This window comes from Methylotenera sp., from assembly GCF_030684185.1.
Taxonomy (GTDB): domain Bacteria; phylum Pseudomonadota; class Gammaproteobacteria; order Burkholderiales; family Methylophilaceae; genus Methylotenera.
In genome coordinates this window covers 28,287-53,189 of record NZ_JAUXOY010000028.1, presented here as the reverse complement: position 1 = coordinate 53,189, position 24,903 = coordinate 28,287, and the positions used below count along the sequence as shown (strand labels likewise).

21 protein-coding genes are annotated in these 24,903 nt (G+C 43.7%); 10 read left to right on the top strand and 11 right to left on the bottom strand.

What is annotated here, in order from left to right:
• Window positions 1-31: 31 nt before the first annotated feature.
• From flgE to flgB, 4 genes are all read right to left on the bottom strand, one after another.
• Window positions 32-1,261, bottom strand: a complete 1,230-nt coding sequence (gene flgE, locus Q8J82_RS11480) for a flagellar hook protein FlgE (protein WP_305252023.1) — start codon at window positions 1,259-1,261, stop codon at window positions 32-34.
• An 83-nt stretch (window positions 1,262-1,344) separates the two neighbouring features.
• Entirely contained in the window at window positions 1,345-2,022 is a 678-nt protein-coding gene (locus Q8J82_RS11475; protein WP_305326315.1) for a flagellar hook assembly protein FlgD, read from the bottom strand.
• 98 nt (window positions 2,023-2,120) lie between these two features.
• On the bottom strand, window positions 2,121-2,525 hold the full coding sequence (gene flgC, locus Q8J82_RS11470) for a flagellar basal body rod protein FlgC (protein ID WP_305326316.1): 405 nt from the start codon (window positions 2,523-2,525) through the stop codon (window positions 2,121-2,123).
• Between the two features lie 25 nt (window positions 2,526-2,550).
• Complete coding sequence (gene flgB, locus Q8J82_RS11465; RefSeq protein ID WP_370868649.1) at window positions 2,551-2,970, bottom strand: flagellar basal body rod protein FlgB; 420 nt, start codon at window positions 2,968-2,970, stop codon at window positions 2,551-2,553.
• Between the two features lie 300 nt (window positions 2,971-3,270).
• Here flgB and flgA point away from each other — a divergent pair, with 300 nt between their 5' ends.
• From flgA to Q8J82_RS11445, 4 genes are all read left to right on the top strand, one after another.
• Entirely contained in the window at window positions 3,271-3,969 is a 699-nt protein-coding gene (gene flgA / locus Q8J82_RS11460; protein WP_305328351.1) for a flagellar basal body P-ring formation chaperone FlgA, read from the top strand.
• A 225-nt stretch (window positions 3,970-4,194) separates the two neighbouring features.
• A complete protein-coding gene (gene flgM, locus Q8J82_RS11455) occupies window positions 4,195-4,530 on the top strand; it encodes a flagellar biosynthesis anti-sigma factor FlgM (RefSeq protein ID WP_305328350.1) in 336 nt (111 codons plus the stop codon).
• A 7-nt stretch (window positions 4,531-4,537) separates the two neighbouring features.
• Window positions 4,538-5,011 carry a flagella synthesis protein FlgN gene (locus tag Q8J82_RS11450; protein WP_305328349.1) on the top strand — a complete coding sequence of 158 codons (474 nt, stop codon included), beginning with the start codon at window positions 4,538-4,540 and terminating at the stop codon, window positions 5,009-5,011.
• Between the two features lie 515 nt (window positions 5,012-5,526).
• Window positions 5,527-11,250 carry a PAS domain S-box protein gene (locus tag Q8J82_RS11445; RefSeq protein WP_305328348.1) on the top strand — a complete coding sequence of 1,908 codons (5,724 nt, stop codon included), beginning with the start codon at window positions 5,527-5,529 and terminating at the stop codon, window positions 11,248-11,250.
• 268 nt (window positions 11,251-11,518) lie between these two features.
• On the opposite strand, the gene motD is transcribed toward Q8J82_RS11445, so the two are convergent.
• Genes motD through flhB form a run of 7 tightly spaced genes read right to left on the bottom strand, consistent with a single transcriptional unit; the run spans window position 11,519 to window position 19,472 of the window.
• Window positions 11,519-12,379, bottom strand: a complete 861-nt coding sequence (gene motD / locus Q8J82_RS11440) for a flagellar motor protein MotD (RefSeq protein ID WP_305328347.1) — start codon at window positions 12,377-12,379, stop codon at window positions 11,519-11,521.
• Between the two features lie 28 nt (window positions 12,380-12,407).
• Complete coding sequence (locus Q8J82_RS11435; RefSeq protein ID WP_305328346.1) at window positions 12,408-13,148, bottom strand: flagellar motor protein; 741 nt, start codon at window positions 13,146-13,148, stop codon at window positions 12,408-12,410.
• On the bottom strand, window positions 13,130-13,867 hold the full coding sequence (locus Q8J82_RS11430; RefSeq protein ID WP_305328345.1) for an RNA polymerase sigma factor FliA: 738 nt from the start codon (window positions 13,865-13,867) through the stop codon (window positions 13,130-13,132). Before Q8J82_RS11430 ends, Q8J82_RS11435 begins: the two co-directional genes overlap by 19 nt.
• A 14-nt stretch (window positions 13,868-13,881) precedes the next feature.
• Complete coding sequence (locus Q8J82_RS11425) at window positions 13,882-14,706, bottom strand: MotR (protein ID WP_305328344.1); 825 nt, start codon at window positions 14,704-14,706, stop codon at window positions 13,882-13,884.
• Window positions 14,699-16,216 (bottom strand): flagellar biosynthesis protein FlhF, encoded by a 1,518-nt coding sequence (flhF, locus tag Q8J82_RS11420; RefSeq protein WP_305328343.1) that lies wholly within the window; start codon window positions 16,214-16,216, stop codon window positions 14,699-14,701. The genes Q8J82_RS11425 and flhF overlap by 8 nt, the downstream gene beginning before the upstream one ends.
• The gene (gene flhA, locus Q8J82_RS11415; RefSeq protein WP_305328342.1) at window positions 16,213-18,297 is read right to left on the bottom strand and encodes a flagellar biosynthesis protein FlhA; all 2,085 of its coding nucleotides are present in this window, start codon (window positions 18,295-18,297) and stop codon (window positions 16,213-16,215) included. Before flhA ends, flhF begins: the two co-directional genes overlap by 4 nt.
• Window positions 18,297-19,472 carry a flagellar biosynthesis protein FlhB gene (gene flhB / locus Q8J82_RS11410; RefSeq protein WP_305328341.1) on the bottom strand — a complete coding sequence of 392 codons (1,176 nt, stop codon included), beginning with the start codon at window positions 19,470-19,472 and terminating at the stop codon, window positions 18,297-18,299. The genes flhA and flhB overlap by 1 nt, the downstream gene beginning before the upstream one ends.
• 736 nt (window positions 19,473-20,208) lie before the next feature.
• Here flhB and flhD point away from each other — a divergent pair.
• From flhD to Q8J82_RS11380, 6 genes are all read left to right on the top strand, one after another.
• Entirely contained in the window at window positions 20,209-20,529 is a 321-nt protein-coding gene (gene flhD, locus Q8J82_RS11405; RefSeq protein ID WP_305328340.1) for a flagellar transcriptional regulator FlhD, read from the top strand.
• 41 nt (window positions 20,530-20,570) lie between these two features.
• Window positions 20,571-21,128, top strand: coding sequence for a flagellar transcriptional regulator FlhC (flhC, locus tag Q8J82_RS11400; protein WP_305328392.1), 558 nt, complete (start codon window positions 20,571-20,573; stop codon window positions 21,126-21,128).
• Window positions 21,129-21,182: 54 nt separating this feature from the next.
• Window positions 21,183-22,079 carry a class I SAM-dependent methyltransferase gene (locus Q8J82_RS11395; RefSeq protein WP_305328339.1) on the top strand — a complete coding sequence of 299 codons (897 nt, stop codon included), beginning with the start codon at window positions 21,183-21,185 and terminating at the stop codon, window positions 22,077-22,079.
• Between the two features lie 262 nt (window positions 22,080-22,341).
• Entirely contained in the window at window positions 22,342-23,202 is an 861-nt protein-coding gene (gene motA / locus Q8J82_RS11390; RefSeq protein ID WP_304890968.1) for a flagellar motor stator protein MotA, read from the top strand.
• 95 nt (window positions 23,203-23,297) lie between these two features.
• Window positions 23,298-24,233 (top strand): flagellar motor protein MotB, encoded by a 936-nt coding sequence (gene motB, locus Q8J82_RS11385; RefSeq protein ID WP_304890967.1) that lies wholly within the window; start codon window positions 23,298-23,300, stop codon window positions 24,231-24,233.
• Window positions 24,234-24,325: 92 nt separating this feature from the next.
• Complete coding sequence (locus Q8J82_RS11380; protein ID WP_370868652.1) at window positions 24,326-24,874, top strand: chemotaxis protein; 549 nt, start codon at window positions 24,326-24,328, stop codon at window positions 24,872-24,874.
• Window positions 24,875-24,903 lie beyond the last annotated feature (29 nt).

The window sequence follows — 24,903 nt, the reverse complement described above, 5'->3', positions numbered from 1 at the left end:
TCGCGAACGTAGCGTGCTCACAACTCAATTTCTAACGCAGATTAACCAGCGTTTGCAATACCTGGTCCTGCGTCTTAATAGTTTGAGCATTGGCCTGATAAACACGCTGTGCTGTAATCATATTGACCAGCTCTGCGGTAAGGTCCACGTTTGAATCTTCCTGAGCCGATGATTGCAATACGCCCAGTAATCCAGTATTTGGAATACCAACCAGTGGTGCGCCCGAAGTAGCACTTTCAGACCAGGCGTTGCCGCCTAGAGATTGCAGGCCATTAGGATTAACAAAGTTTGCCAGTACCACTTGCCCTAGTGTTTTAGATTGCCCGTTGGTATAACGGCCAACAATGGTGCCATCTGCCCCTGTATTGAAGCTTGCCAGACGACCAGAAGTGAACCCATCCTGCGATAAACTGTTAATACTGAAATTAGAACCATACTGGGTGCTGCCTGAGTAATCCATTGTCAGATTAAGTGGGGTTGTTGCCCCAGTGGTGACAGGGAAAGAGACTGGTGTTGGACTAGCTGGTACGCTGGTGGGGGACATGCCCGTGCCAGTAAAAGTCAGCGTGGCGGTAGGTGCTGGCAGCACTGTGGTAGATACGCCATTCGCTGTTGTGTATACATTCCAGACACCTGGCCCGGTTTTTACGAAAAAGCTTTGTAAGGTATGTGAGTTGCCCAGGCTGTCAAATGTAGTAACAGCCGTTGAGTTGTTATAAGTGGTAGGGTCAGTGGGGTTAAATCCCGCTGCAGTGAGTGTGCTGCCACGTGAATCCATGTTGACTAAACCGACTACTTTGGCGGTGGCTGAAGGCTGTAAATCTGCCGTACTGATGTTGAGTTCTGCTGGCGCACCAGTTGATAGATTACCTGAAGCGTCGGCAGCATAACCTGTGAGGCGTTTGTTTTCGGCATCTACAATATAGCCAAATTTATCCATCTGGAACTGACCGTTTCTAGAATAAGTAATCGCACCGTTATTGCTCATGCGGTAAAACCCGCCGCCATTGATGGCGATGTCAAGCGAGTTGTTGGTACCAGTCACGTTGCCTTGGGTAAATTGCTGGGCGACATTGGCTAATTTAGTACCAATACCGATTTGTGATGCACCACTGCCATTGAGTGAATTAGCAAACACATCGGCAAACTCCGCGCGCGATTGCTTAAACCCCACCGTGTTAGCGTTAGATACGTTATTGCCGATGACTTCCAGTTGTTTTGACGCTGCATTTAAACCGCTTAAACCTTGTTGAAAACTCATGCTGTTCTCCTGTTGTTTCTATTTAATAATGGTGTGAATAGTGGTGTTAATAATGGTGATTGACATGTACTGGTTTTGTAATGTTAGAAAATTTCTTTCACGTCACTGGTACTTACACTGGCTAAATTACTCAAATTCAATTTAATACCACTTGTGCTGTTGGAAACACTCATTACTTGTGCGTAATTAAGTCCTTCAGCGGCAGCCGTCTGACCAGATATAGTTGCTGCTACTTCAAATTTATAGCTACCGGTTTTTGCTACTGCGCCATCATCAGTAAAGCCATCCCAGTTGATAGGCGAACTGCCGGCATCTTGCGCACCAAGTTTAAGCGTTCTAATCGTGGCACCTGCGGAATCCTTAATGCTGACGGTGAGCTTATCTGCACCTATCGGCAGATCTACACCAAAATAACCGCCAGTGCCTGTGGTGCTGACCGCATTGCCAGGCACCAGTACGTTATGGCCTATCATATTGGCGGCCTGATACGACTGGCCTGTTTGCACGTTACCGATGAGTGACTCCACTGTGCTATTGAGCTTATTGATACCTGTGACTGTAGATAACTGTGCCATTTGGCTAGTCACTTGCGCGTTATCCATTGGGTTTAGCGGATCCTGGTTTTTCATCTGCGTGACCAGCAGAGTCATGAACCTGTCCTGAGTTTCGTTCACATTCGATGTCGTTGTATTTTTCTTGCCATTAACACTATCCAGCAAGGCTTGTGAAGCTGTGTTTGTGGTGTTTTGTACAGTGGTCATGTTGTTTACCTTTTAATTTTTAAGCGTCAATGGTTTAAGTAATTACTGAGCTTTAATACAGGCCAGTTTATTACTGAACTTTAATACAGGTCAGTTTATTACTGACCCATGGACAGAGTTTTAAGCAGCATGGTTTTGACTGCATTCATAGTTTCTACGTTGTTTTGGTAAGCACGTGAGGCAGAAATCATATTCACCATTTCTTCGGTCACATTGACATTTGGCATGGTGACGTAGCCTTTTTCATTGGCCAGCGGATGTTTAGGGTCGTACACCACTTTACCAGGTGAAGAATCCTCGACTACTCTAAGTACCTTAACGCCGCTGGCATCCTGAGAGGCTGTTGGCGTAGCACTGAAAACAACCTGCTTGGCTTTGTAAGGTGTGCCGTTGGCACTGGTTGCACTATCCGCATTGGCAAGGTTGCTGGCTACCGCGTTTAAGCGTTGCGATTGCGCGCTCATGGCAGAACCGGAAATATTAAATACGTTAAATAAAGACATGTTTTTCTCCTGTCAAAATAAGTTTTTATTGACCTTGTATCGCCGATAGCATTTTTTTGAGCTGGCCGTTGATCATGTTTAAGCTAGCTTCATAGCGAATCGCATTGTCGGCAAACTGGTTGCGCTCTACATCCATATCTACCGTATTGCCATCTACACTGCCTTGAATAATGGGGCGAAACATGGCTGCACCTGGCGCGCCACTGGAGATGTTGGAATTGGCAGGTAAACTATCCATGTGAAGTTCTGAGGTTTTAGTCGTTTTAAAAGCTTCTCGACTAACACCCGCTATTGCACTTTGCATGGCAGATTTAAAGTCTATGTCACGTGCTTTGTAATTAGGTGTGTCCGCATTGGCGATATTTGCCGCGATTAACTCCTGGCGCTGGCCACGCACCCTTAATACGTTTTGATGAAAACTAAAAGCATCGTCTAATCTATTCATAATGAAATCCTTTCGTAACAGCTCGTGAAATTTTTTTAAAAACATCTTTAAAGAAATGCCACTTTTTGCCGATAACTTATATGAGTGCTAGTCTAGGTTTAAACTAGTAGCTTTAATTGTGAAAGTAAAAGGGTAAATCCAGCCCTTTTCTTAGTTTTGCTATTTAGGTGCAGTCGTAGAATGCATATTGAGTTTTTACCATTAAGAATGGAATTCAATATGTATGATGGCAAGGGTCGTTTTCGAGTAAATATACACCGAATAAATATACATCGAATAAATATACAAGGACTGATATACATGCTGGCGGGCATAATGGTGTCCTCGATATGTTTTGCTGAATCTGTACCTGCATCAACACCTGCGCCAATAGCTAAGCAAAACTTAGTGATAGTAAAAACTAAAATCATCGAATTTTTAGAAACACAAACCATAGGTTATCCAGGTAAAGTGAGCGTACAGGCCGGTGCGATAGATTCAAATTTGAAGTTAGCACAATGCCCGGATGTACAGGTATTTATGCCAACTGGCAGCAAAGCATGGGGTAAAACCAGTGTAGGCGTGCGTTGTAATGCGCCTAATGTGTGGACCATCTATGTGCAGGCAACAGTCAATGTAATCGCACAATATTTGGTGGCAGCCTCACCCTTAGCGCAAGGTCAGGTGGTAACGAGTCAAGATATTTTGTTTCAAAGTGGTGACTTAACGCAGTTGCCGGCAGGTGTTTTTACCGACCAAGCGCAGGCCATCGGCCGCACTGTCAATATTTCAATGAATGCTGGCACCGTGCTAAGGCAAGAAATGTTGAAAATAGCACCAGTGGTTCAGCAAGGTCAAACCGTGATGCTGACCACAAAAGGCAGCGGCTTTAGTGTTTCGGCTGAAGGGCTCGCGATGGCTAAGGCGAATGAAGGCCAGGTTGTACAGGTTAAAGTGGCCAGTGGTCAGGTGGTGACGGGCATTGCCAGAAATGGCGGGCAGGTAGAGGTGGGTTTTTAGAGATACGATTATTATTGTAGGAGCGAATGGGATAGGGCGTGTAAGCCACGTTTTTTTCACAATTTTAAAGATCGCTCCTACCAAGTTTATTGATGTCAGTTTTTAAATAAACAGGATTCAATAAAAAACTCACAAAGTATTAAAGTTCGCTTAAACTATGCCGATATAAGCAATATGGATGCGTTTAATACGCATAGTAACTTTAGCGAAAAAGGATAGAACATCATGAAAATTAATGACTCAATCAAAAATGTAGCTGCTGTAGGCGCTGATAAGTCAAGCGTTGATAAAGCGGGTGCAGGGAAATTAGATTCAGCAGGTAAAAATGCTCAGGCCGCACAAGTCGATATCAAGCCAGCTGAGAGCGTGACCTTATCACCACTATCAGCCCAGTTGAAATCACTGGAAGCTAAAGTAGCCAGCAGCAGCGTATTTGATGCCGAAAAAGTAGATGCGATTAAATCGGCTATTGCAAGCGGCCAATTTAAAGTAGACGCTGAAAAAGTGGCCGATGGCCTTATTGCAACCGTGAAAGATTTGCTAACCACTCAAAAATCATGAGGACAACATGAACATAACGACTTCTAATCAAGTAATCACTTTTGAGCAAGACGCACAATTAGTGAACAATCTGCTGGAACTATTAACGCGCGAGCAATCAAGCTTGGTAATGGTGGATGTAGATGCGATAGAAGTGTTAATGGAAGAAAAGTCCGAATTGTTGCAACATATTAATACAGCTGCAAAAAGTCGTTATGCAGCCCTGGCAGCAAGCGGTTTTGAGCAAAATGAATCAGGAATGACTGCATGGCTCAAAAGCCAGACAAAACCAGCCCTAAACGCGGCGTGGGATAAATTTCAACAATCAATCAGCCAAGCCAAAGAAATGAATCGGCTGAATGGCATGCTGATTAGCAAGCATTTCAGTCGAAATCAACAATTACTTAATCACCTGCAAGGTAATTCTGGCGCTGGTGATGTTTATAGTAAAAGCGGTCAGGCAAAATCATACGCTACTTCACGCTCAACTTTAATGGCCTAAGTGTTGTCAATCATTAAATTATGGTATCTTAATGGAATTAAATTGTTCATTAGCCAGAACAGCAAAGCGGTAGGCACTTTGGGTTGACTTACCTTTAAAAAAGTAGCACGATAGCGTCTTTATATTCAAAAAATTTGAACTTTTTTTAAAAGCAAAAATAAAAGGGGCGTGCTCAGTTACTTAAGCGCGATGAATTGGTTGAAAGAATTTTTCATTTCATTACAGTTTATGCCACTAGCCATAGCAAATTCCGCTAGGGAAACGCTGATTTATTCAACCAATCAAAACTCCTCCCCCTGTAAGGGGGAGGGAATAAATCAGCACATCCCTAGGCACATATTCATGGCGTCATCATTGGTAACCCTTAACCAGTCCTGCTTCATATTTCCCATAGGTTGTAAAACTTCAACAGCTATTAAAAGATTAAGTATTTTAAATAGTGCTTATTTGTTGATGTGTAACTTGCAAGAATCTTTAGTAATTTCTATTTTTTCGCCAAGTAGCAAAAACCTGCAATGAACATCGGCCGTAAGTTATTTTTAACTGTAGTTGCTAGCGTTGCACTGGTAACTATACCCTCTGCAGGGGCGATTTATCTGTATACAAAGCAGAAGTTGCTGGCCACTGAAACAACGACATTAACTGCTGAAACTAAAACGCTGGTAACATCAAGTATACAAAATTTGATGAGATATGAGCTTAGCCTGAAGGCATTATCAGGCAGTCTCGAAAAAGCCCTCTCCGAACCACCTAAAGCTGGCGAAGAAAAAGCTTTTGATCGTTTGATACAACGCGACCCAGACCAAGCCTGGCGTAACCAAGCTAATGGTTTTGATGGACATTTGGAAGCGGGTATTTTTTTGCCGCCTGATGCCCCGCTGGATGCGGAACAGAAAATTCTGCACTTGCGCAGTAAGCAGATTATGGATGTTTTCGGCACTTCAATTACTACTTCTTTTGGCAATATTTGGCTACTCACGCACGGCAAAACTGAAATTATCTACGACCATCTATATCCAGACTTTGTCTCGTTGATGCAAGCAGATACAGATTACACCAAAACCCCTTGGCTCACTTTGGGCGACCCCGCAACGAATCCTGAACGAGGCATACGCTGGACACCGCCGCTATTTGATCCAGTATCTAAAAGCTGGATAGTGAGTGTTATCAAACCCCTTGATGTCAATAGTCGCTGGATTGGTAACGCAGGGCGTGATATCAGCATCAGTAAAGCGCTTCCTGAGTTACTCGCTAGTAGTAATCGTTACCCTGGGGAGCAACACTTTTTACTTGATGCACAAGGTAATTACATGGATGCCGGGCCATGGCAAAAAACACTGGAAACCAATCCACAAAGCTTTAAACCAGACTTAAGCAAAGAATCGGAATTAGCCATACTCTTAGCCCGCAAGGAGCTAAATTCACAACCGCATTCCTATGATCAGGCTGTGACATTTCAGGGGCGCAAATATTTGGCTGTTGATGCGTCTATGGAGAGCCTTGGTTGGCGGTATATCCGCTTAATTCCAATAGATGAAATTTTGGCGCCTTTACGCAAGTTGTTTTATGAATTAATGGCGTTGGTACTTATTAGCGGGTTGCTCATAGGTTTTCTGATAGAAGTGGCAGTGCAGCGTAATATTGTTAATCGCTTAAAAACACTGGCAAATACCTTACGCAGGTATGGTTCAGGTGAGCTGAATGTCCATGCAAATATAGAAGGCGACGACGAAATCGCCAAAACATCGCAAACGTTTGACGAGATGACCAAGAAAATTAGAGATAGTGATAGCAATCTTCAATTTATCATGGATAACCTACCGATTACTTTTGCCCGGGTAGATAATAACCTTCGTTACGTTTTTGTCAGTCATCATTATTCAATACTTTTTGGTAAGCCCCTCTCAGAAATTATTGGGCGCACCATGCAAGAAGTTGTAGGTGAAGAACTATACAAACAGGAAGAACCTTACCTCAAAAAAGTGCTGGCTGGCGAGTCTGCCAGTTTTGAAGTGAAGACCAATATTCAACATTTTGGAGAGATGTTTGGGCTGGTGCACATTGTTCCAAATTTAGACCAGCATCGTAATGTAGATGGATTTATTATCAGTGTTGTCGATATTACTGAGCGTAAAAAGATTGAGCAAGATTTGGCCGAGCGTGATTTGCGCTGGAAATTTGCGATTGAAGGTTTTGGTGATTGTCTGTGGGATACCAACGAAGTAGAACAAACAATCACTTACTCTAAAACCTGGTATGAAATAATCGGTTTTTCCAAGGCTGAGGTTGGCAATAGCCTGAAAGATTGGGAGTCGCGAATTCACCCAGATGACAAGGTGGCCACGCTTGCCGCAGCGCAGGATTGCCTTGATGGCAGAACACCAACTTATATAAGCGAATACCGAACACTGTGCAAAGATGGAAGTTATAAGTGGGTACTCGACCGCGGCATCATATTAAGCCGAAGCAGCAATGGCAAACCTTTGCGGATGGTAGGTACCTCGAGTGACATTTCTAAACGCAAACACTCAGAGCTTGAACTTCAAATAGCCGCCACGGCCTTTGAGTCTCAAGAAAGCATTATGATTACCGATGCTAATAAAAAAATGGTTCGGGTCAATAATGCATTTATCAATACGACTGGCTACACCGCTGAAGAGGTCGTCGGCCAAACGCCGCACATGCTTAGTTCTGGCCGACATGATGCCGCTTTTTATAAAGCGATGTGGGCGACTATTAATAGCACTGGCTCTTGGAGTGGTGAAGTTTGGAATAAGCGCAAAAACGGCGAGATTTATCCTGAACAGCTCACTATCACCGCGGTAAAAGATACTAACGGCATCGTTATTTTTTATGTGGGCTCCGTGGTTGATATTACTAAACGCAAGAAAACCGAACAAGATTTAATCGAAAGCGAATATCGCTGGAAGTTTGCAATTGAAGGCGCAGGCGATGGCGTATGGGATGTGAATGTTCAAACCAATGAAGCTAAATACTCTAAACGTTGGATTGAAATGCTAGGTTATGCTGAAGACGATATTTTACCAAGTCGTGAGGAATGGATAACGCGTATTCACCCGGAGGATAAGAATAGGGTGTTAAATGCAGGACTAGACTACATGGATGGCAAGTCTGATGCGTATGTCGTTGAATATCGCTTGAAGTGCAAAGACGAGAGCTATAAATGGATGTTGAGTCGAGGCATGGTGGTCAGTCACAGCGACGACGGCAAGGCTTTGCGCATGATAGGTACGCAAGAGGACATTACTGAGCGTAAGCAAGCAGAAGAAAAGCTAAAACAGACTCAGGTAGCCCTGCAGGAATCACATGAGCGCTATGTGGATCTGTATGAATTTGCGCCTATTGGATATTTATCTGTGAACAAGCACGGCATGATTGACGAGGTTAACTGGAGGGTGACAGCATTGCTGGGATTATCTCGCAAACAGATTAATCAGCATCGGTTTGAGCAATTTGTGGCTGAGGATGATAAAGGTCGCTGGCGTCGCCAGTTTGCCATGATGAAAGAACTGCAGGGTGGCGAGGAACTAGGGTTGGAGCTAAGGCTTATGCATGATGATGGCTCATTATTCAATGCTAAACTTAATTGTTTGCGTATGGATGACGAAGCTGAACAGCCGGTATTACGCATCACACTTGAAGATGTCACAGAGCTTAAGCAAGCAGAGCAAATGATGCAGTTGCGTGAAGGTTATCAGCGTTCGCTGCTGGATAATTTCCCGTTCATGGTTTGGTTGAAAGATAGTAAGCATCGTTACCTCACAGTGAACCAGGCATTTGCTAAAGCTGGCGGCTTTGCGTCTGAAGAACAGGTTTCGGGTAAGTCTGATTTGGAGATATGGCCGCGGGAATTAGCGAAGAAATACCGTGAAGATGATATCGCTGTTATTAATGGTTTGGAAGTAAAGTCCACCGAAGAGATTGTACAAATCAATGGAAAACCAGTTTGGTTTGAAACCTATAGATCACCAGTGACGATAGATGGCAATGTAGTGGGTACAGTTGGCTTTGCACGTGACATTCATGTTCGTAAGCGCGCCGAGATGTTTGAGCAGTTCCGTAGCCGCATACTTGAGCTACTCATTGAGGATATGAAACTCAATAGTATTCTTGAGTCACTTGTGTTGGGGGTGGAGAAATGTAACCCCGACATGCTCTGTAGCATTTTGTTGCTAGATGCCGATGGCAAGCATCTTATGAGTGCCGCCGCGCCGACTTTGCCTACTTTTTATAATGCAGCGATTGACGGAGTTGAAATTGGCGAGGGTGTTGGCTCCTGTGGAACCGCCGCCTTTACCGGTAAACGTGTCATTGTGAGTGATATTGCAACGCACCCTTATTGGGAGAACTATAAAGAGTTAGCGCAAAATTCTGGTCTGGGTGCATGTTGGTCGCAGCCTATCTTTGCTTCTAGCGGGAAAGTGCTGGGTACATTTGCTATCTATCATCGCCAGGCACACACGGCTTCGGATACTGATATTGCGATGATTGAACAAATTGCGAATCTTGCAAGTATCGCCATTGAACGTAAGCGTGCAGAAGATGACTTGCGTATTGCTTCTATTGCTTTTGAGTCTCAAGAAGGCATGATGGTGACCGATGCCAAAAATATCATTTTAAAAGTGAATAAAGCATTCTGTGACATTACTGGCTACACTGTTGACGAGGCGATTGGTCATACTCCGCGCTTGCTAAGCTCTAGCCAGCATACTGAAGGCTTTTATGATGCAATGTGGGAGTGTGTGCATACCACGGGCCACTGGGCGGGTGAGGTGTATAACCGACGTAAAAATGGTGAAGTGTTTCCACAACATCTTACCGTGACCGTGGTGAAAGATTCCTATGGTGTGGTGACCAACCATGTAGCCACCTTGACTGACATTACGATGAACAAGGCCGCTGCCGAGGAAATTAAGCACCTGGCATTTTACGACTCGCTTACCAGTTTACCCAATCGACGCCTGATGGTGGATAGGCTCAACCAAGCCTTGGTATTTAGTGGCCGAACAGGTAGAGATGGCGCAGTTCTGTTTTTAGACCTTGACCACTTTAAAACACTGAATGATTCCCTGGGACATGATGTTGGCGATTTACTGCTCCAGCAGGTGGCAGAGCGTTTGACGGCCTGCGTACGTGAAGGTGATACTGTGGCTCGTCTAGGTGGTGATGAGTATGTGGTGCTGCTGGAAGACTTAAGCGAAGACCCTGTTGAGGCGGCGACGCAGGTTGAAATGGTCGGCGAAAAGATTCTGACTTCATTGAATCAATCATATCAGCTTGGTCAGCATGAGTACCACTGTACCCCTAGTATTGGCGTGGCGCTGTTTAGCAATCACAATCAGTCTCAAGAAGAGTTACTGAAACATGCTGATATTGCCATGTATCAGGCGAAAAAAGCGGGTCGCAACACCATTCGATTCTTTGACCCCAAGATGCAAGAAGTCATCAATACACGTGTGGATCTTGAGCGTGAATTACGCAAAGCCATTGAGAAACATCAGATGCATCTGTATTACCAGATTCAAGTCGATATCTCGGGTCGCGCAATGGGTGCGGAGGCGCTTATTCGCTGGCTGCATCCTGAACATGGTTTAGTCTCACCTTTCCATTTCATCCCACTGGCAGAAGAGACTGGTTTGATATTGCCTATAGGGCAATGGGTACTGGATACCGCTTGCGCCCAGCTTAAAGCCTGGGAGCGTGATGAAATCACTCGTGATTTGACTTTATCAATTAACGTCAGCGCTAAACAATTCCGCCAGGCAGACTTTGTCAATCAAGTGCAAGATGCAGTGCAGCGTTATGATATTAACCCGATGAATCTCAAACTGGAACTGACTGAGAGTATGTTGCTGGATAATATTGAGGACACCGTTGCCACCATGAACCAATTAAAAGAGGTTGGCATTCGCTTCTCATTAGATGATTTTGGCACTGGCTACTCATCACTGCAATATCTCAAACGCTTGCCCTTGTATCAGTTGAAAATTGACCAGTCATTTGTGCGCGATATTGCTGTTGATAGCAGCGACCAAGCCATTGTGCGTACTATTATTGCCATAGCGCATACCCTGAACTTAAATGTGATTGCCGAAGGGGTGGAAACAGAAGAGCAGCAGGGCTTACTGTTGAACAACGGCTGCACACATTATCAAGGCTATTTCTTTGGCAGACCCGTGCCTATTGAGCAGTTTGAAGTGCTTTTAAGGCAGGGTTGATTGTTTGGGAAGTGTGGATTTATAGCTATTCCGCTAAATAACCCTTCATTCCCGCCGTACCCTGAGCCTGTCGAAGGGTGGCTTTGTATGACGGATAAGCGTAATTTTCTACATCATCGGATTAATTAATTGATGTTGAAGTACAAACCTCAATATTGGTAATGCACCAGTTTAATCGTTACAAAGACTGGCATGTTGCTTGGCTGGATACCAGCTACCCTTCGACAGGCTCAGGGTACGGCTGGGATGACAGAGTCCAGCGTTTCTTCTAGGGATTGCTTGTTTTATCGGGGGATATAATTTTTTGCGATTCTGTTTGTGGCGTTATTTCCAGACTAAATCCAGCCTGGTTCTGCGCTTCACTTTGTGCTTCGTAAAGTATCATAATCGACACGCGACGATTTTTAGCGCGACCTGATACGGTTGCGTTTTCAGAGATAGGCTGGGTAGAGCCAAAGCCTAATGCGCTTAGCCTGCCGTCTGCAATACCTGCTTCGCTTAACATTCTCACTACACTGCTGGCACGTACCGCAGAAAGCTCCCAGTTTGAGAAGAACGTATCATTATGAATGGCGATATTGTCGGTATGGCCTTCTACCTGAATCAGACGCTGGTTGTCTTTTATCATCGGGGCAATTTCATTCAGTACGCCCGATGCTGCACCCGCTAAATCTGCCGAACCCGGGTTGAATAACAGACTGTCATTGATGTCGATGCGAATACCGCGGTTGTTTTGTACCACACGTACTTTACCTTCATTAATGAGTGGTGAAAGCTTGTTGGATAGATCGACTCCCATGCCAGTCATAGCCTCACGCTCACGGCGCATTTTTTCATTGTAAAGATGTGAGAGTGGCAGCGGTTTAATCATTGAGTATGGCTGACCTTTAAGTTTGCTATCGGCGCCTGGGCTTGGCTTGGTGTTTATCTTTAACTGGCTTGAAGCGCTTCCGCCAGTAAAAGCAGTGCCCATGGAAGACGTTAATTCGTTATATTTACCTTGATTGACCGATGAAATAGAATACATCACCACAAAAAAGGCAAATAGCAGCGTGATGAAATCGGCATAAGAAACCAGCCAGCGGTCCGTGCTTTCTTCGTCGTCTTCTGGGGGCGGTCTTCTAATCATAATAGCTTCAGCGGCAAGTTATTTTAGACTATCGCAGGTAGGCTAACAGACGTTCTTCAACAACTCTGGGGTGATCGCCGCTGGCGATAGAAACCCATGCGTTTAATAACATTTCGCGACGCATCATTTCATGTTGTATCAATGCTTTCAGTTTATTTGAAATGGGCAAGAACACCAGGTTTGCCAGACCTACGCCATAGATGGTGGCAACAAATGCCACCGCGATACCGCTACCAAGTTTGCTAGGGTCTGAAAGATTTTCCATGACATGAATTAAACCAAGCACAGCACCCAAAATGCCGACAGTGGGTGCATAGCCTCCTGCTGCATTCCATATTTTTGCGGCATTGCGTTGCTGAATTTCGAAAAAGTGTATATCAATAGCAATCACTTGCCGTATTTTTTCTGGTGGTGTGCCATCTATCATGAGTTGTAAGCCTTTCCTGATAAAAGAATCTGTTTCTTTTTTCAAATAAGGCTCCAGCATAAAAATGCCTTCTTTACGGGCGAAATGGCTCCATACGTTGATACGATTGGCGAGCGCTTGTCTGTCATCGGCAGGCGGATAAAACACCTGACGCACCATGAGCAAGCCAGCGATAAAATTCTTGGAGTTTGTTTGTAATAACACCGCGCCAAAAGTGCCGCACATAACAATCAAAAAGGCAGCAGGCTGGATTAATGAGCCTATTTGCCCGCCTTCGATGGCTTGCCCTAACAGTATGCCGATTAAGGCAATGGCTAAGCCGCTTAAACTGCTCCAGTCCATGATTTCTCTTTTAGATTTGCACGCAGTCTGGCAACGGCCTGACTATGTAATTGGCAAACGCGTGATTCAGACACATTCATCACAGCACCAATTTCTTTAAGGTTAAGTTCTTGTTCGTAATAAAGGCCCATCAGTATTTTTTCCCGTTCAGGCAGTGCGGTGATAGCGCCAACCAGCGCATCACGAAAATCGCCGTCTAATAAGCTTTTGATTGGGTCGCCGCTGTTATTGTCTGTATTAAAACGGTCCAGAAAATGCTCGCCATTTTCTGAATCATGAAAATCTTCATAATAAATAAGCTGATGACCGCTGCTGTCACCCAGCATTTCATAATAATCATCAAGCGATAACTGTAGTTTTTTCGCCACTTCGTTTTCAGTAGGGGGTTTGCCTAGCTGCTGTTCGAGCTGACTGATGGCTGTTTCTACGTCACGCATATTCTTTCTAACACTGCGTGGCAGCCAGTCTGCACTGCGCAATTCGTCTAGCATAGCGCCCCTGATTCTTTGTACTGCATAGGTCTCAAACTGGGCGCCGTGCGTATCTTCATAACGATTGATTGCATCCAGTAAACCCATCATGCCAGCTTGTACTAAATCATCCAGTTCTACACTGGGCGGCAGTTTTGCCTTGAGTTGATAGGCTAGTTTTTTTACCAGAACAGCATGCTTATTCAGCAACTCGTCTTTTTGATCTTTTTTCCCATGAACGGTATACATAGTGTTCCTCTAACCTAGGTAAATGATGCCTGCTTGATGCCAGCGTCAAAACTATTTTTATAGTCTAAGCGTTGAGCAATCTGTTTAAAGGCGCTTGAAGCGGATGCCATTGGAAACGCATCAATCACAGTACGCCCAAGTTTGGCGGCACGGCTAACATGGTCATCATTAGGAATCGCACCAAAAAACTCTAATTCGATTTGCATAAATCGTCTTGCAACCTGAGAGATATTACGAAACACGATTTGCGCCTGAGCATCGGTGGCTTCATCAACAATAATGCCGAATGCGCGTCTGCCTAACTGGCTGCATATTCGCTTGATCAGTGTGTAGGCCTGTTTGATGGATTCTGGTTGGCGCGTTAACTGAATAATAATTTCACCTTCATTAAGAATTTTTAATGGTAATAGGTGATTTTCATTTAGCATTGCATCTACTAATACAATTTCATACTGACGCGCCAGCTCGTTAAAAATATGGTTAACCTGCTTGCTTACATCACTCTCTAACGATGTATTAAACTGATTTTTTTGCATGAGCTTAGTTACGTAAAAGCCTTGGCTAGAGCTTGCAACAGCGTTCGCCACAGAATACCCTTCATCCACCACATCAAATAAGGACGGCAACTTGTTTGTACCGTAGCCTGATTCACGTGAGTCTTGTGAAGCATGCACAATCAGCACATCACACCCTTGATTGCCTATTGAAGCTGCTAGATTTGTCATCATGCGTGGTTGGTCATGGGTAGACGCCGCAGAAATAATAGACACTACTCTAGGCTTTGGTGCCGCCATGATACGGCGTAGACCTGCGGCTTGATCGTTCTGAAAATTAGACATGGCTCATCCCCGCGAATTGAGTCGGCATGGTATTGCCTACTGTGTTGCCCATGACAAAAGGCAGCTCATCTGACAGAAACTGGAATGGTTGATTACTGACGGATTTTAGATTCAATGCATGCTGAATCAAATACGCTTTATTGGCGAGATGAATATCTTCCGGCACGCGTTGCCCGTTAGCCACGTAAAATAGTTTTAGTTTTTCTCTGATGACCACATCTAAGGCATTGCCAATGGTGGCGGCTTCATCCAGTTTTGTAATGATGCAGCCATCCAATCCCTTGCGTTTGTAAGCTTTAATCACATCCGCCAGAGTTTCGCCTGTACTGGTTGCATTCAGGCATAACAGTTTTTTTACAGGTAAATTAGTGCTTGAAAGCATGGCGATTTGTTCAGCTACCATGCGGTCACGCTGACTAACGCCAACGGTATCAATCAATATAGTGTGTTTGTTTTTAAGTTCATTCAGTGCAATTTTCAGATCAGCTTCGTCTTTAACGGCATGCACCATCACGCCAAGAATCTTTCCGTAAATTCTAAGTTGCTCATGACCGCCGATACGATAGGCATCGGTCGTGATAATGCCTAAATTTTGCGTGCCATGCTTCATCACATAACGGGCTGCCAGCTTAGCAGTAGTGGTGGTTTTACCTACTCCTGTCGGGCCTATCAGGGCAAAAATTCCGCCTTGGTCTAACACTTCTGTTTCGTTTTCTATGGTATTTAAATTGATGGCAAGTATGGCTTTAATCCATGCGGTTGCTTTATCTTCAGCCAAGTTTTCAGGCATTTTTTCAGTCAATTGTCTTGATAACGCGGCACTAAAGCCTGCAGATAAAAGCTTGCTTAATATTTTTGATTTGACTGGGTCACGTTGCTGAATATTTGCCCAGGAGATTGCAGTGAGTTGTGATTCAATCACACTGCGCATATTGCGCATCTCGTTCAGCATTTCAGTCATTTGCAGGTTTGATTGATGTCCAGGCATCGCTGGACGGCTGGCTTGTGCGCTTGCCTGTTTTGGCTGAGCTGCTTGTGTCGCAGCTTGTGAAGCGACTTGTTTTTGCGCTGCTAACGGTTTATTCACCGGAGTATTTCTTTTTAACTCAGCACGTTTAACGATTTCATCATAATCATCTATTTCAGCTGAAAAAGGTCCAGCTGAAAATGGCTCTGTTGTAAATGGCTCTGTTGTAAAAGGTTCTGTTGTAAAAGGTTCTGTTGTAAAAGATTCATTGCTATTGGCATGAATATTCGTAGCCTGTGTTCTATTATTCTTATGCAGTAGTGAAAGTAGCGTAGGTGGGTCTATGCTCTCATTACTCACCGAATGATTTCGGCTTTCTTCTCTGGCAACCATCGCGTTCATGTCTTCTTCTTTGAAGGCCATGATTTCGTTGCCGCCATTCATTGCCCGGTTAGAGAGTATGACGGCATCGTCACCCAGCTCTTTTCGCACCATGCTTAGTGCTTCGCGTGAGTTTTTTCCGAAAAAACGTTTAATGTTCATGCTGAACCTCCAATAAGACTAGTGACACGTATGGTTTTTGAATCTGGTAACTCTTCGTGAGATAGCACACGAAGATGCGGGATAGCGCGGCGTAAAAATTTAGAAAGCGCAGCGCGCAGCGGGGCTGATACCAGCAATACTGGCGTCATTCCCATTTGTTCTTGCTGTTTAGCTGCAGCTTCGGCTTGTCTTGATAGCGTTTCTGCCATGCCAGGTTCAATGGCAGAACCTGTAGTGCTATTACCTTGCATGGCTTGTGTTAGCAAGCGTTCAAGGTTGCTGTCCAAGGTCATTACTGTGACTTCATTTCCGGTAGGGAATAATTGCTGTACGATGGCGCGGCCAAGCTGAACACGCACAACGGCTGTCAGTTCGCTGGTATCTTGTGTTTGTGTTGCATATTCAGATAATGTCTCAACAATCGTGCGCATATCGCGAATATGCACGCCTTCAGTCAACAAGTTTTGCAGCACTTTTTGAATGACAGAGAGTGATAACAGTTTTGGCGTGAGGTCTTCAACCAGTTTGGGTGCATCTTTGCTGATATGGTCCAGCAGTTGCTGTACTTCCTGGCGACCTAATAATTCGGCAGCATGTAATGAGATGATGTGGTTCAAATGCGTAGCAATCACAGTGCCCGCATCAACTACTGTGTAGCCCATGTTTTGCGCTTCGTCACGCACGTTGCTATCTATCCACACCGCTGGCAGGCCAAATGCAGGGTCTGTAGTCACAGCACCAGGCAATGTGCCAGATACCATGCCGGGATCAATGGCTAGATATTGGCCAAAATTAGATTCTCCGCTGGCAATTTCTACACCTTTTAATGTGATGCGATAGCTTGAAGGCTTGAGTTCAAGATTGTCTCTAATATGTACTGTAGGCGCTAAAAAGCCAACTTCTTGGGCAAATTTCTTGCGTAAGCCTTTAATACGTTTAAGCAGATCACCGCCTTGAGCTTTGTCTACCAGCGGAATCAAGCGATAACCAACCTCAAGACCAACTACGTCCACCGGTGTCACATCATCCCAACTGGCTTCTTCTGTCCCAGAGATTACTTCAACTTTTTCTTCAACGATAGGTTCAGCATCGGCTGCTTTTTTCTGTTCCGCGATGATATAAGCCATGCCAGCCAAGATTGCTGCCAATAGTAGAAATGCAAAGTGTGGCATGCCAGGAATTGCGCCCATGCCACCGAGAATAGCGGCAGTAATGTAAACCACTTTAGAATTAGAGAATAATTGTGTGACTAACTGACCGCCAATGTCTTCATTATTGGCGACGCGAGATACCACCACACCGGCTGCCACTGAGATAATGAGTGAAGGAATCTGAGCGACTAAGCCGTCACCAATCGCCAGCATTGTATAGTTCTTAACCGCATCAGCAAACGACATGTCATGCTGTACGATACCGACCACTAAACCGCCTACGATATTGATGATGATGATGATGATGCCGGCGATCGCATCACCACGTACATATTTACTTGCACCGTCCATTGCCCCGTAAAATTCTGATTCCTGGCTTACTTCAGCGCGGCGACGGCGTGCTTCATCTTCGCCAATCAAGCCCGCGTTCAGGTCAGCATCAATCGCCATTTGTTTACCTGGCATTGCGTCCAAAGTAAAGCGTGCGCCAACTTCAGCGATACGGCCAGCACCTTTAGTGACAACCGTAAAGTTGATGATGGTAAGAATCACGAATACCACGATACCGACAGTGTAGTTACCACCGATTAAAAAGTGACCAAATGCTTCAATCACTTTACCCGCAGCGTCTGGGCCGTTATGGCCTTCCGCCAGCACCACGCGGGTTGAAGCTACGTTAAGTGATAAGCGCAACATGGTGGTCATCAGCAAAACGATAGGGAAAGCAATAAAATCCAGCGCCTTTTTGGTTTGCAAACCGATGAGCAGCACCATGATTGAAATGGCGATATTAAAGCTAAACAATACGTCCAGCATTATGGCCGGCAATGGCAATATCATCATTGCTAACAGCAAGACGATAATCAGCGGTGCTGCCACATTGCGGCTGCCGAATGTTTTCATCCAGCTAGGTAAGTTACTCGAGTTCATCAGGCAGGTACTCCTGCATCCATATTATTAGGTGCCGGCAATAAACTGTGCGGATCTAACGCATCTGGTACTGGCACAGTTGTTGGCGTTTCCGGGCGGAAGCCGCCATCTTTCTTGAAAATACGCATTTGAAATACATAGGCCAATACTTCTGCAACCGCTGAATATAAAGCCTCGGGAATTTCACTGCCAAGTTCTGTGTGTGCATATAGGGCACGCGCCAGCTTTGGTGATTCCATGATAAGTACATTGTGATCTGTGGCTATTTCACGAATCTTCAAAGCTACTGCATCTGCACCTTTAGCGACTACCACAGGTGCGCGCATACCTTCATCCTGATATTTAATGGCTACTGCATAGTGAGTCGGGTTGGTAATCACAACATCTGCATTTGGTATTTCAGACATCATTCTGCGTCTAGCCATTTCACGTTGTTGCTGACGAATCTTGGCTTTGATTTCAGGGTTACCTTCGGTTTCTTTAGATTCCTGACGCACTTCTTCCTTAGTCATTTTTAGTTTGTGGGCATATTGGTAGAGCTGGTAGGGCACGTCAATGGCAGCAATAAACACCAATGTGCTCACAATCGTCAAAAATCCTGTAATCATCAAATCATTGATTAGTGATACGCCTGTTTTTAGCGGCAACATTGAAAGCGAAAGGATAGGTTCAATATCATGTGAAACTACAAAGTAGGCCACAGTTCCTACCAGGGTTACTTTAGCGATAGATTTAATAAGTTCTACGGCTGATCTTTTAGAAACAATATTGCCCAGGCCTTTTATTGGGTTAAGGCGGTTAAATTGTGGCATAAATGATTTACCGCTAAACACCCAGCCACCAATAAATATTGGCGAAGCAATGGCCACAAAGACTATGATGAGTGCCAACGGTGCAAACGCCAATAATAATGAATAAAGTGTATCGGCTGTTTTCATCAGCAATACGATAGGGTCAAAAGCCGCCTGGCGATCAAAACGTAAGCCTGCACTCATCGATGTTTTTAATGCTGCATTAAGATGTTCGCCCATCATGAGTACAGTCATGCCGGTAGTGAACAGCACAGCAACAGTCGCCAGCTCGCGAGAGCGGGGTACATCACCTTCTTCCCGCGCTTTTTCTATGCGCTTGGGCGAGGCCTGTTCTGTTTTTTCTAAATCGCTGTCTTCTGCCATGACGATTCCTAATGTTTAAGTGGTTCACGTACTGCTGATGAACGCCTGTTAATTTTGGTGTTACTTTTTTGAATACTTTTTTTACTGCATGGGATGAATTATTAGGCGAATTGATGCGATTGCATCTTTGGAATAAAAGGGTGAAAGCCGCCCTTTCTTAAAGCGGAAGTGACTATTTGAAGGTGATAAATGGTTAAAAAAAGGTGTTTTTAAAATTATTTTTATATAATTTAGTGAATTAATTCAATAGCTTGTAAATTAAATTAAATTATTATTTGAAATAACCCTAAAGTTTTTTAAAGTGCTGCCGATAAATATTTATTAGATGAAACCGAAATTGTTTTCGCCAGGTAATTAAAGAACTTGAAATTGATACCGTAACTTTGAATGAAGCGCTGTATTTTAAGTATTTGACACAAATGAGCAGACAGAGGTAACGGTGAAGTTTTGTAAAACTTTAGAGAAATTTTAGGATATTTTTAGAATGATATTACTAACTTAAATAAATTATAACCGCACTTGAAGGTGGCAGCGTCACCTAAGTGTATGAAAAATATAGATTCCATTAGCCCCTTGTAGGTGTTTGTAAGACAAACACCTACAAGGGTGCGTCCGCTTGTCTTACTTAATAAACCGACAAACACTAATTGTTAACTCATGTTAATAAGCTCAAAGTACAACCCATACGCGCAACACATTATTGTCAACCGAAGTAAAAATGAATGGGGAAATAAAAATGAATGAATTTGAAATGATGTCAGAAATTAAAGATGCCAATTTAAACTACCTAATGTTGGCTCAACAATTAATCCGTTCTGATAAAGCAACCGCAATCTTCCGTTTAGGTATCAGCAAAGATATTGCCGATCTGTTAGAAGGTTTAAGCAACTTGCAGTTATTAAAACTCAGCAGCACAAATATGATGCTAGCACGTTTCCGTTTTGATGACAGTGCAATTTTAGGCATGCTGACCAACTACACAAAAGACCGTTCACAAGCTCACTTGCATACGGCTGTTTTAATGGCAGGCCAAAACGCTGAGGCAATAGCGCATTAGTTAACGTACATTGAATTTGACTTTAGGTTAAGGAGAATATGATGGAAAAGAAAAGCGTAGTAAATGAATCAGAGCAAATCCAGTTGGCTATTAAGATGATTAATCTTGGCGCTAGATTACAATTGCTTGAGTCACAAACAAGTTTGTCACGTGAGCGTTTGATTAAACTATACAAAGAGTTAAAAGGTGTATCGCCTCCTAAAGGGATGTTGCCTTTCTCAACAGACTGGTTCTTAACTTGGCAGCCCAATATCCATTCGTCTATTTTCTACAATATTTATAAATTCATGGTGGACTACACCGATGAAAAAGGCATACATGCCATTATCAAAGCTTATAGTCTTTACCTGCAACAGGTAGTGCAAGAAGGTGAAGAAGAACCTGTTTTATCAATGACCCGTGCCTGGACATTGGTACGTTTTGTTGAAAGCAAAATGTTGAAAATGCAAAACTGTAATTGCTGCGGCGGTAGTTTTATTGTGAACACTTATGATTTAAATCACAAATATGTATGTAACTTATGCCACGTACCTTCACGTGCCGGTAAAACTAAAAAAGCAAAAGAACTGACTTATAAAATTGTTGCGATGTCAGCGTAAGCACGTACTGACAATTGATACAGTATTTTAATGAATACGGCATTTTATTGAATCATGCAAAAAGTACTGAATAAGTTTGGCTCGTCTCAACGGTTCCTTAATCAAGTGATTAAGTCAGAGCGGTTGGTCAGTAAAAAGGCATTATTAAAACGTACTGTTGAATCATTACGCGCAAAAATACACTTAGCGCCTGCGACACTTGCAATTTTGATTCAATGCGCTGCTTTTATCACGCTGGTTGCGGGTTATTGGCTGGCTGGCTGGCTTGCAGCAGCTTATTTTAAAACAGATTTAAATTTTTCTATTTTCACTTTGGTGCTGATGCAGGCACTTTTAGCCGCGATATTTTCTTATATAGCCGGTATGGATAGCTGGTGGCGCTGGATACACTTATGTTTTCCGGTTGCGGCATGGGGTATGTCCCAATGGCATGTGCCCAGCGAGCTATATCTAGCAGGTTTCATCATCAGCTTGAGTCTATTTTGGACTACATTTCGCACTCAAGTGCCATTTTTTCCATCTCGCCCGATTGTCTGGCAACAGGTCGCCAAAATCATTCCGCAAACTAAACCAGTGCGCCTGATTGATATTGGCAGCGGCTTGGGCGACATGTCTATGTACATTGCCAAAATAAGGCCAGACAGCCATATTGAAGGCATTGAAATTGCGCCGCTACCGTGGATGGTAAGTTTTGTCCGCGCAAAATTTCGCCGATCTTCTGCCGTATTTAAACTGGGCGATTACACTGCGCTGGACTTTGCAAATTACGATGTTATTTTTGCCTATTTGTCGCCTGCAGCCATGCTAACTTTGTGGGAAAAAGCCAGTCAGGAGATGTTACCAGGCAGCTTGCTGATTAGCCTGGAGTTTGAGATTCCTGGCATCGTGCCGACAATGCATATTGAAGGCAGTAAAAGTTCTCCTGCAATTTATGTGTGGAAAATAGCTTAGGAGTAACGACCTGCCACGAAGCAATGCAACAATTGCGACGGGTAAATAAGCCGTTCCCTGAGCTTGTCGAAGGGTAGTATTTGAGCACTCCCTTCGACAAGCTCAGGGAACAGCAGGTTAATGATTAAACACAATATAAGCCTGAAAATCCCCCTTTATTCCACAGATTGATTTGCTCAATAGATTGATATTCTGAATCTAATTATTCAACCCTTTATTTAACTTTAGTAATTTTCATTTATCAATTCTGGAGTACGCAAGTATGTTTGTCATTATTGGATACGTTGTGATATGCGCCACCATTTTTGGCGGCTATGCTATGGCTGGCGGCCATTTGGGTGGCTTGTGGCAGCCGTTGGAAGTGCTGATGATTTTTGGCGGGGCATTAGGCGCATTTATTGTTGGTAATGACAATAAAGCACTCAAGGCCACAGTCAAGGCGCTACCTAGCTTGTTTAAAGGCTCTAAGTTTAACAAAGCACTTTATATGGATTTACTCGCACTGTTATTTGAAATTTTATCCAAAATTCGCAAAGACGGCATGATGTCGATTGAAAACGACGTGGAAAATCCAGAAGCCAGCCCGCTATTCAGCAAGTACCCAAAACTGCTTCATGATCACCATCTGACAGAGTTTATCACCGATTACTTGCGTCTCATGGGTTCAGGAAATATGGATGCTTTTCAGATTGAAAATCTGATGGATAGCGAAATTGAAACACATCACATGGAAGGCCATGTGCCAGCTCATTGTATTGCCAAGCTTGGTGATGCGCTTCCGGCATTTGGTATTGTGGCGGCGGTGATGGGGGTGGTGCACACCATGGAAAGTTTGCATTTACCACCAAATGAATTAGGCGTTTTGATTGGCCATGCGCTGGTAGGTACATTCCTGGGTATTTTGCTGGCTTATGGTTTTGTTGGTCCGCTTTCTGGGTTGCTGGAACAAAAGCTTGAAGAGAGCACCAAGATGTATAACACGGTAAAAGTGACGCTGATTTCAAGCCTTAATGGTTACGCGCCAGCGATTGCAGTGGAGTTTGGTCGAAAAATTCTTTATTCAACTGAGCGCCCAGGTTTTGCTGAGCTTGAAACACACGTTAAACAAACTAAAAACAAATAGCAAATTATTAAGCATCACTTTGATAGTGATGGATGTCTCTAAAAGTTTAAATTTTAGAGACATCCATAAAACAGTGACTGAATACGGAGCATGTAATGGCTGAAGAACGCGTAAGACCGATTATCGTAAAAAAGATTAAAAAAGGCGGTGGTGGGCACCACGGTGGCGCATGGAAAATTGCTTACGCCGACTTTGTGACCGCCATGATGGCGTTCTTTTTGCTGATGTGGCTATTAGGTTCTACTTCAAAGGCGCAAAAAGAAGGCATTTCTGATTACTTTAAAACACCTTTAAAAGTGGCAATGATGGGCGGCACTTCCGTTGGCGCGAGTGACACTTTGATAAAAGGCGGCGGCGGTAAAGACCTGACTAAAAAACAAGGGCAGGTAAAACCTGTTGACGGACCTGACGGCAAGAAAAAAACGCTTGATGCAGAAGATGCGAAGAAAGCCTTGGAAAAAGTAGAGAAAGTAAAGTTAGAAGAACTAAAAAAGAAAATAGAAGCGGCGATTGATGATAGTCCAAATTTAAAGAAATTTAAAAATCAGCTATTGCTGGATATTACCTCTGATGGTTTGCGTGTGCAGATTGTAGATGAGCAAAACCGAGCGATGTTTAATTCTTCCAAAGCTGATATGCAGCCCTATGCCAAGCAGATTTTGCAAGAGCTGGGGCAAATGTTTAATGACGTGCCTAACAAAATAAGCTTGTCAGGCCACACCGATGCAACGCCATACCCAACTGGTGAAAAATCATATAGTAATTGGGAATTATCTTCAGACCGCGCCAATGCTTCACGCCGTGAATTGGTGGCGGGTGGCATGGATGAAACAAAATTATTGCGGGTAGTGGGACTTTCTTCTGCAAGCTTGTTTGATAAAGAAAATCCGTTTAATGCTACTAACCGCCGCATCAGCATCATCATTATGAACAAGCAAGCTGAAGAAAATGCGTTAAAAGACAGCGCAGCGGTCAGCGTGTCAACAGATTCAACCGCAGCAGATGTAAGTGAAGCGATCAAGAATCCATAACGCTTATTGCAGGTTAAAACAATAAAAATAGAATTGATTCGTTTAACTGGTCGTATTCACTAAATTGAAATTAAGCACTTTGGAACATGATTATGCGTATGGATACTCCACCGATTTTAAAATTAAGGCACCTACTTGCAGCAGTATCAGGGCATGGTAAGCAGCATCTGCTTCGAGTGGAGGCTGATTTATTGCAGACCACATATTTACTCAATAAAGCGATTGAAGACTTAAGCGCAAGTTTTATTTCAGTGCATGACTCTGTCACCAAGCAGCAGCAAATATTAGATTCATTGATTGAACAACACCATTTTAATCATGCGGAAACTAAGCAGCTTGAAGTGTTTAAGCAAAATATAGTGAATGAAGTGAATGCGGTGATTACTGGCTTGCAATTTCAAGATCTCACTAGCCAGTTGTTAACCAGAACCGTCAATCATGTGAATGGATTAAAAGATTTGCTTCAAGAGTTGGTTACACATGACGAAGTAGTAGAGCTAGGTAATGAGCAAGAACAGTTGATTAACTTTCTTGAAGAGGTTGACCGTAAATTGCATGCCAGTAGTCACAACCTGGCAGCTGGGTCGCGGCCTTCGGTCAAGTCTCAAGATATGGCAACAGGAGATATTGAACTTTTTTAGCCAATATTTTTTAATTAGTACGGCTAAAA

Excerpts from the sequence above, each read along its gene's own strand:
- flgE (WP_305252023.1), bottom strand. The coding sequence starts at position 1,261 with ATGAGTTTTCAACAAGGTTTAAGCGGTTTAAATGCAGCGTCAAAACAA.
- Q8J82_RS11475 (WP_305326315.1), bottom strand. The coding sequence starts at position 2,022 with ATGACCACTGTACAAAACACCACAAACACAGCTTCACAAGCCTTGCTG.
- flgC (WP_305326316.1), bottom strand. The coding sequence starts at position 2,525 with ATGTCTTTATTTAACGTATTTAATATTTCCGGTTCTGCCATGAGCGCG.
- flgB (WP_370868649.1), bottom strand. The coding sequence starts at position 2,970 with ATGAATAGATTAGACGATGCTTTTAGTTTTCATCAAAACGTATTAAGG.
- flgA (WP_305328351.1), top strand. The coding sequence starts at position 3,271 with ATGCTGGCGGGCATAATGGTGTCCTCGATATGTTTTGCTGAATCTGTA.
- flgM (WP_305328350.1), top strand. The coding sequence starts at position 4,195 with ATGAAAATTAATGACTCAATCAAAAATGTAGCTGCTGTAGGCGCTGAT.
- Q8J82_RS11450 (WP_305328349.1), top strand. The coding sequence starts at position 4,538 with ATGAACATAACGACTTCTAATCAAGTAATCACTTTTGAGCAAGACGCA.
- Q8J82_RS11445 (WP_305328348.1), top strand. The coding sequence starts at position 5,527 with ATGAACATCGGCCGTAAGTTATTTTTAACTGTAGTTGCTAGCGTTGCA.
- motD (WP_305328347.1), bottom strand. The coding sequence starts at position 12,379 with ATGATTAGAAGACCGCCCCCAGAAGACGACGAAGAAAGCACGGACCGC.
- Q8J82_RS11435 (WP_305328346.1), bottom strand. The coding sequence starts at position 13,148 with ATGGACTGGAGCAGTTTAAGCGGCTTAGCCATTGCCTTAATCGGCATA.
- Q8J82_RS11430 (WP_305328345.1), bottom strand. The coding sequence starts at position 13,867 with ATGTATACCGTTCATGGGAAAAAAGATCAAAAAGACGAGTTGCTGAAT.
- Q8J82_RS11425 (WP_305328344.1), bottom strand. The coding sequence starts at position 14,706 with ATGTCTAATTTTCAGAACGATCAAGCCGCAGGTCTACGCCGTATCATG.
- flhF (WP_305328343.1), bottom strand. The coding sequence starts at position 16,216 with ATGAACATTAAACGTTTTTTCGGAAAAAACTCACGCGAAGCACTAAGC.
- flhA (WP_305328342.1), bottom strand. The coding sequence starts at position 18,297 with ATGAACTCGAGTAACTTACCTAGCTGGATGAAAACATTCGGCAGCCGC.
- flhB (WP_305328341.1), bottom strand. The coding sequence starts at position 19,472 with ATGGCAGAAGACAGCGATTTAGAAAAAACAGAACAGGCCTCGCCCAAG.
- flhD (WP_305328340.1), top strand. The coding sequence starts at position 20,209 with ATGAATGAATTTGAAATGATGTCAGAAATTAAAGATGCCAATTTAAAC.
- flhC (WP_305328392.1), top strand. The coding sequence starts at position 20,571 with ATGGAAAAGAAAAGCGTAGTAAATGAATCAGAGCAAATCCAGTTGGCT.
- Q8J82_RS11395 (WP_305328339.1), top strand. The coding sequence starts at position 21,183 with ATGCAAAAAGTACTGAATAAGTTTGGCTCGTCTCAACGGTTCCTTAAT.
- motA (WP_304890968.1), top strand. The coding sequence starts at position 22,342 with ATGTTTGTCATTATTGGATACGTTGTGATATGCGCCACCATTTTTGGC.
- motB (WP_304890967.1), top strand. The coding sequence starts at position 23,298 with ATGGCTGAAGAACGCGTAAGACCGATTATCGTAAAAAAGATTAAAAAA.
- Q8J82_RS11380 (WP_370868652.1), top strand. The coding sequence starts at position 24,326 with ATGCGTATGGATACTCCACCGATTTTAAAATTAAGGCACCTACTTGCA.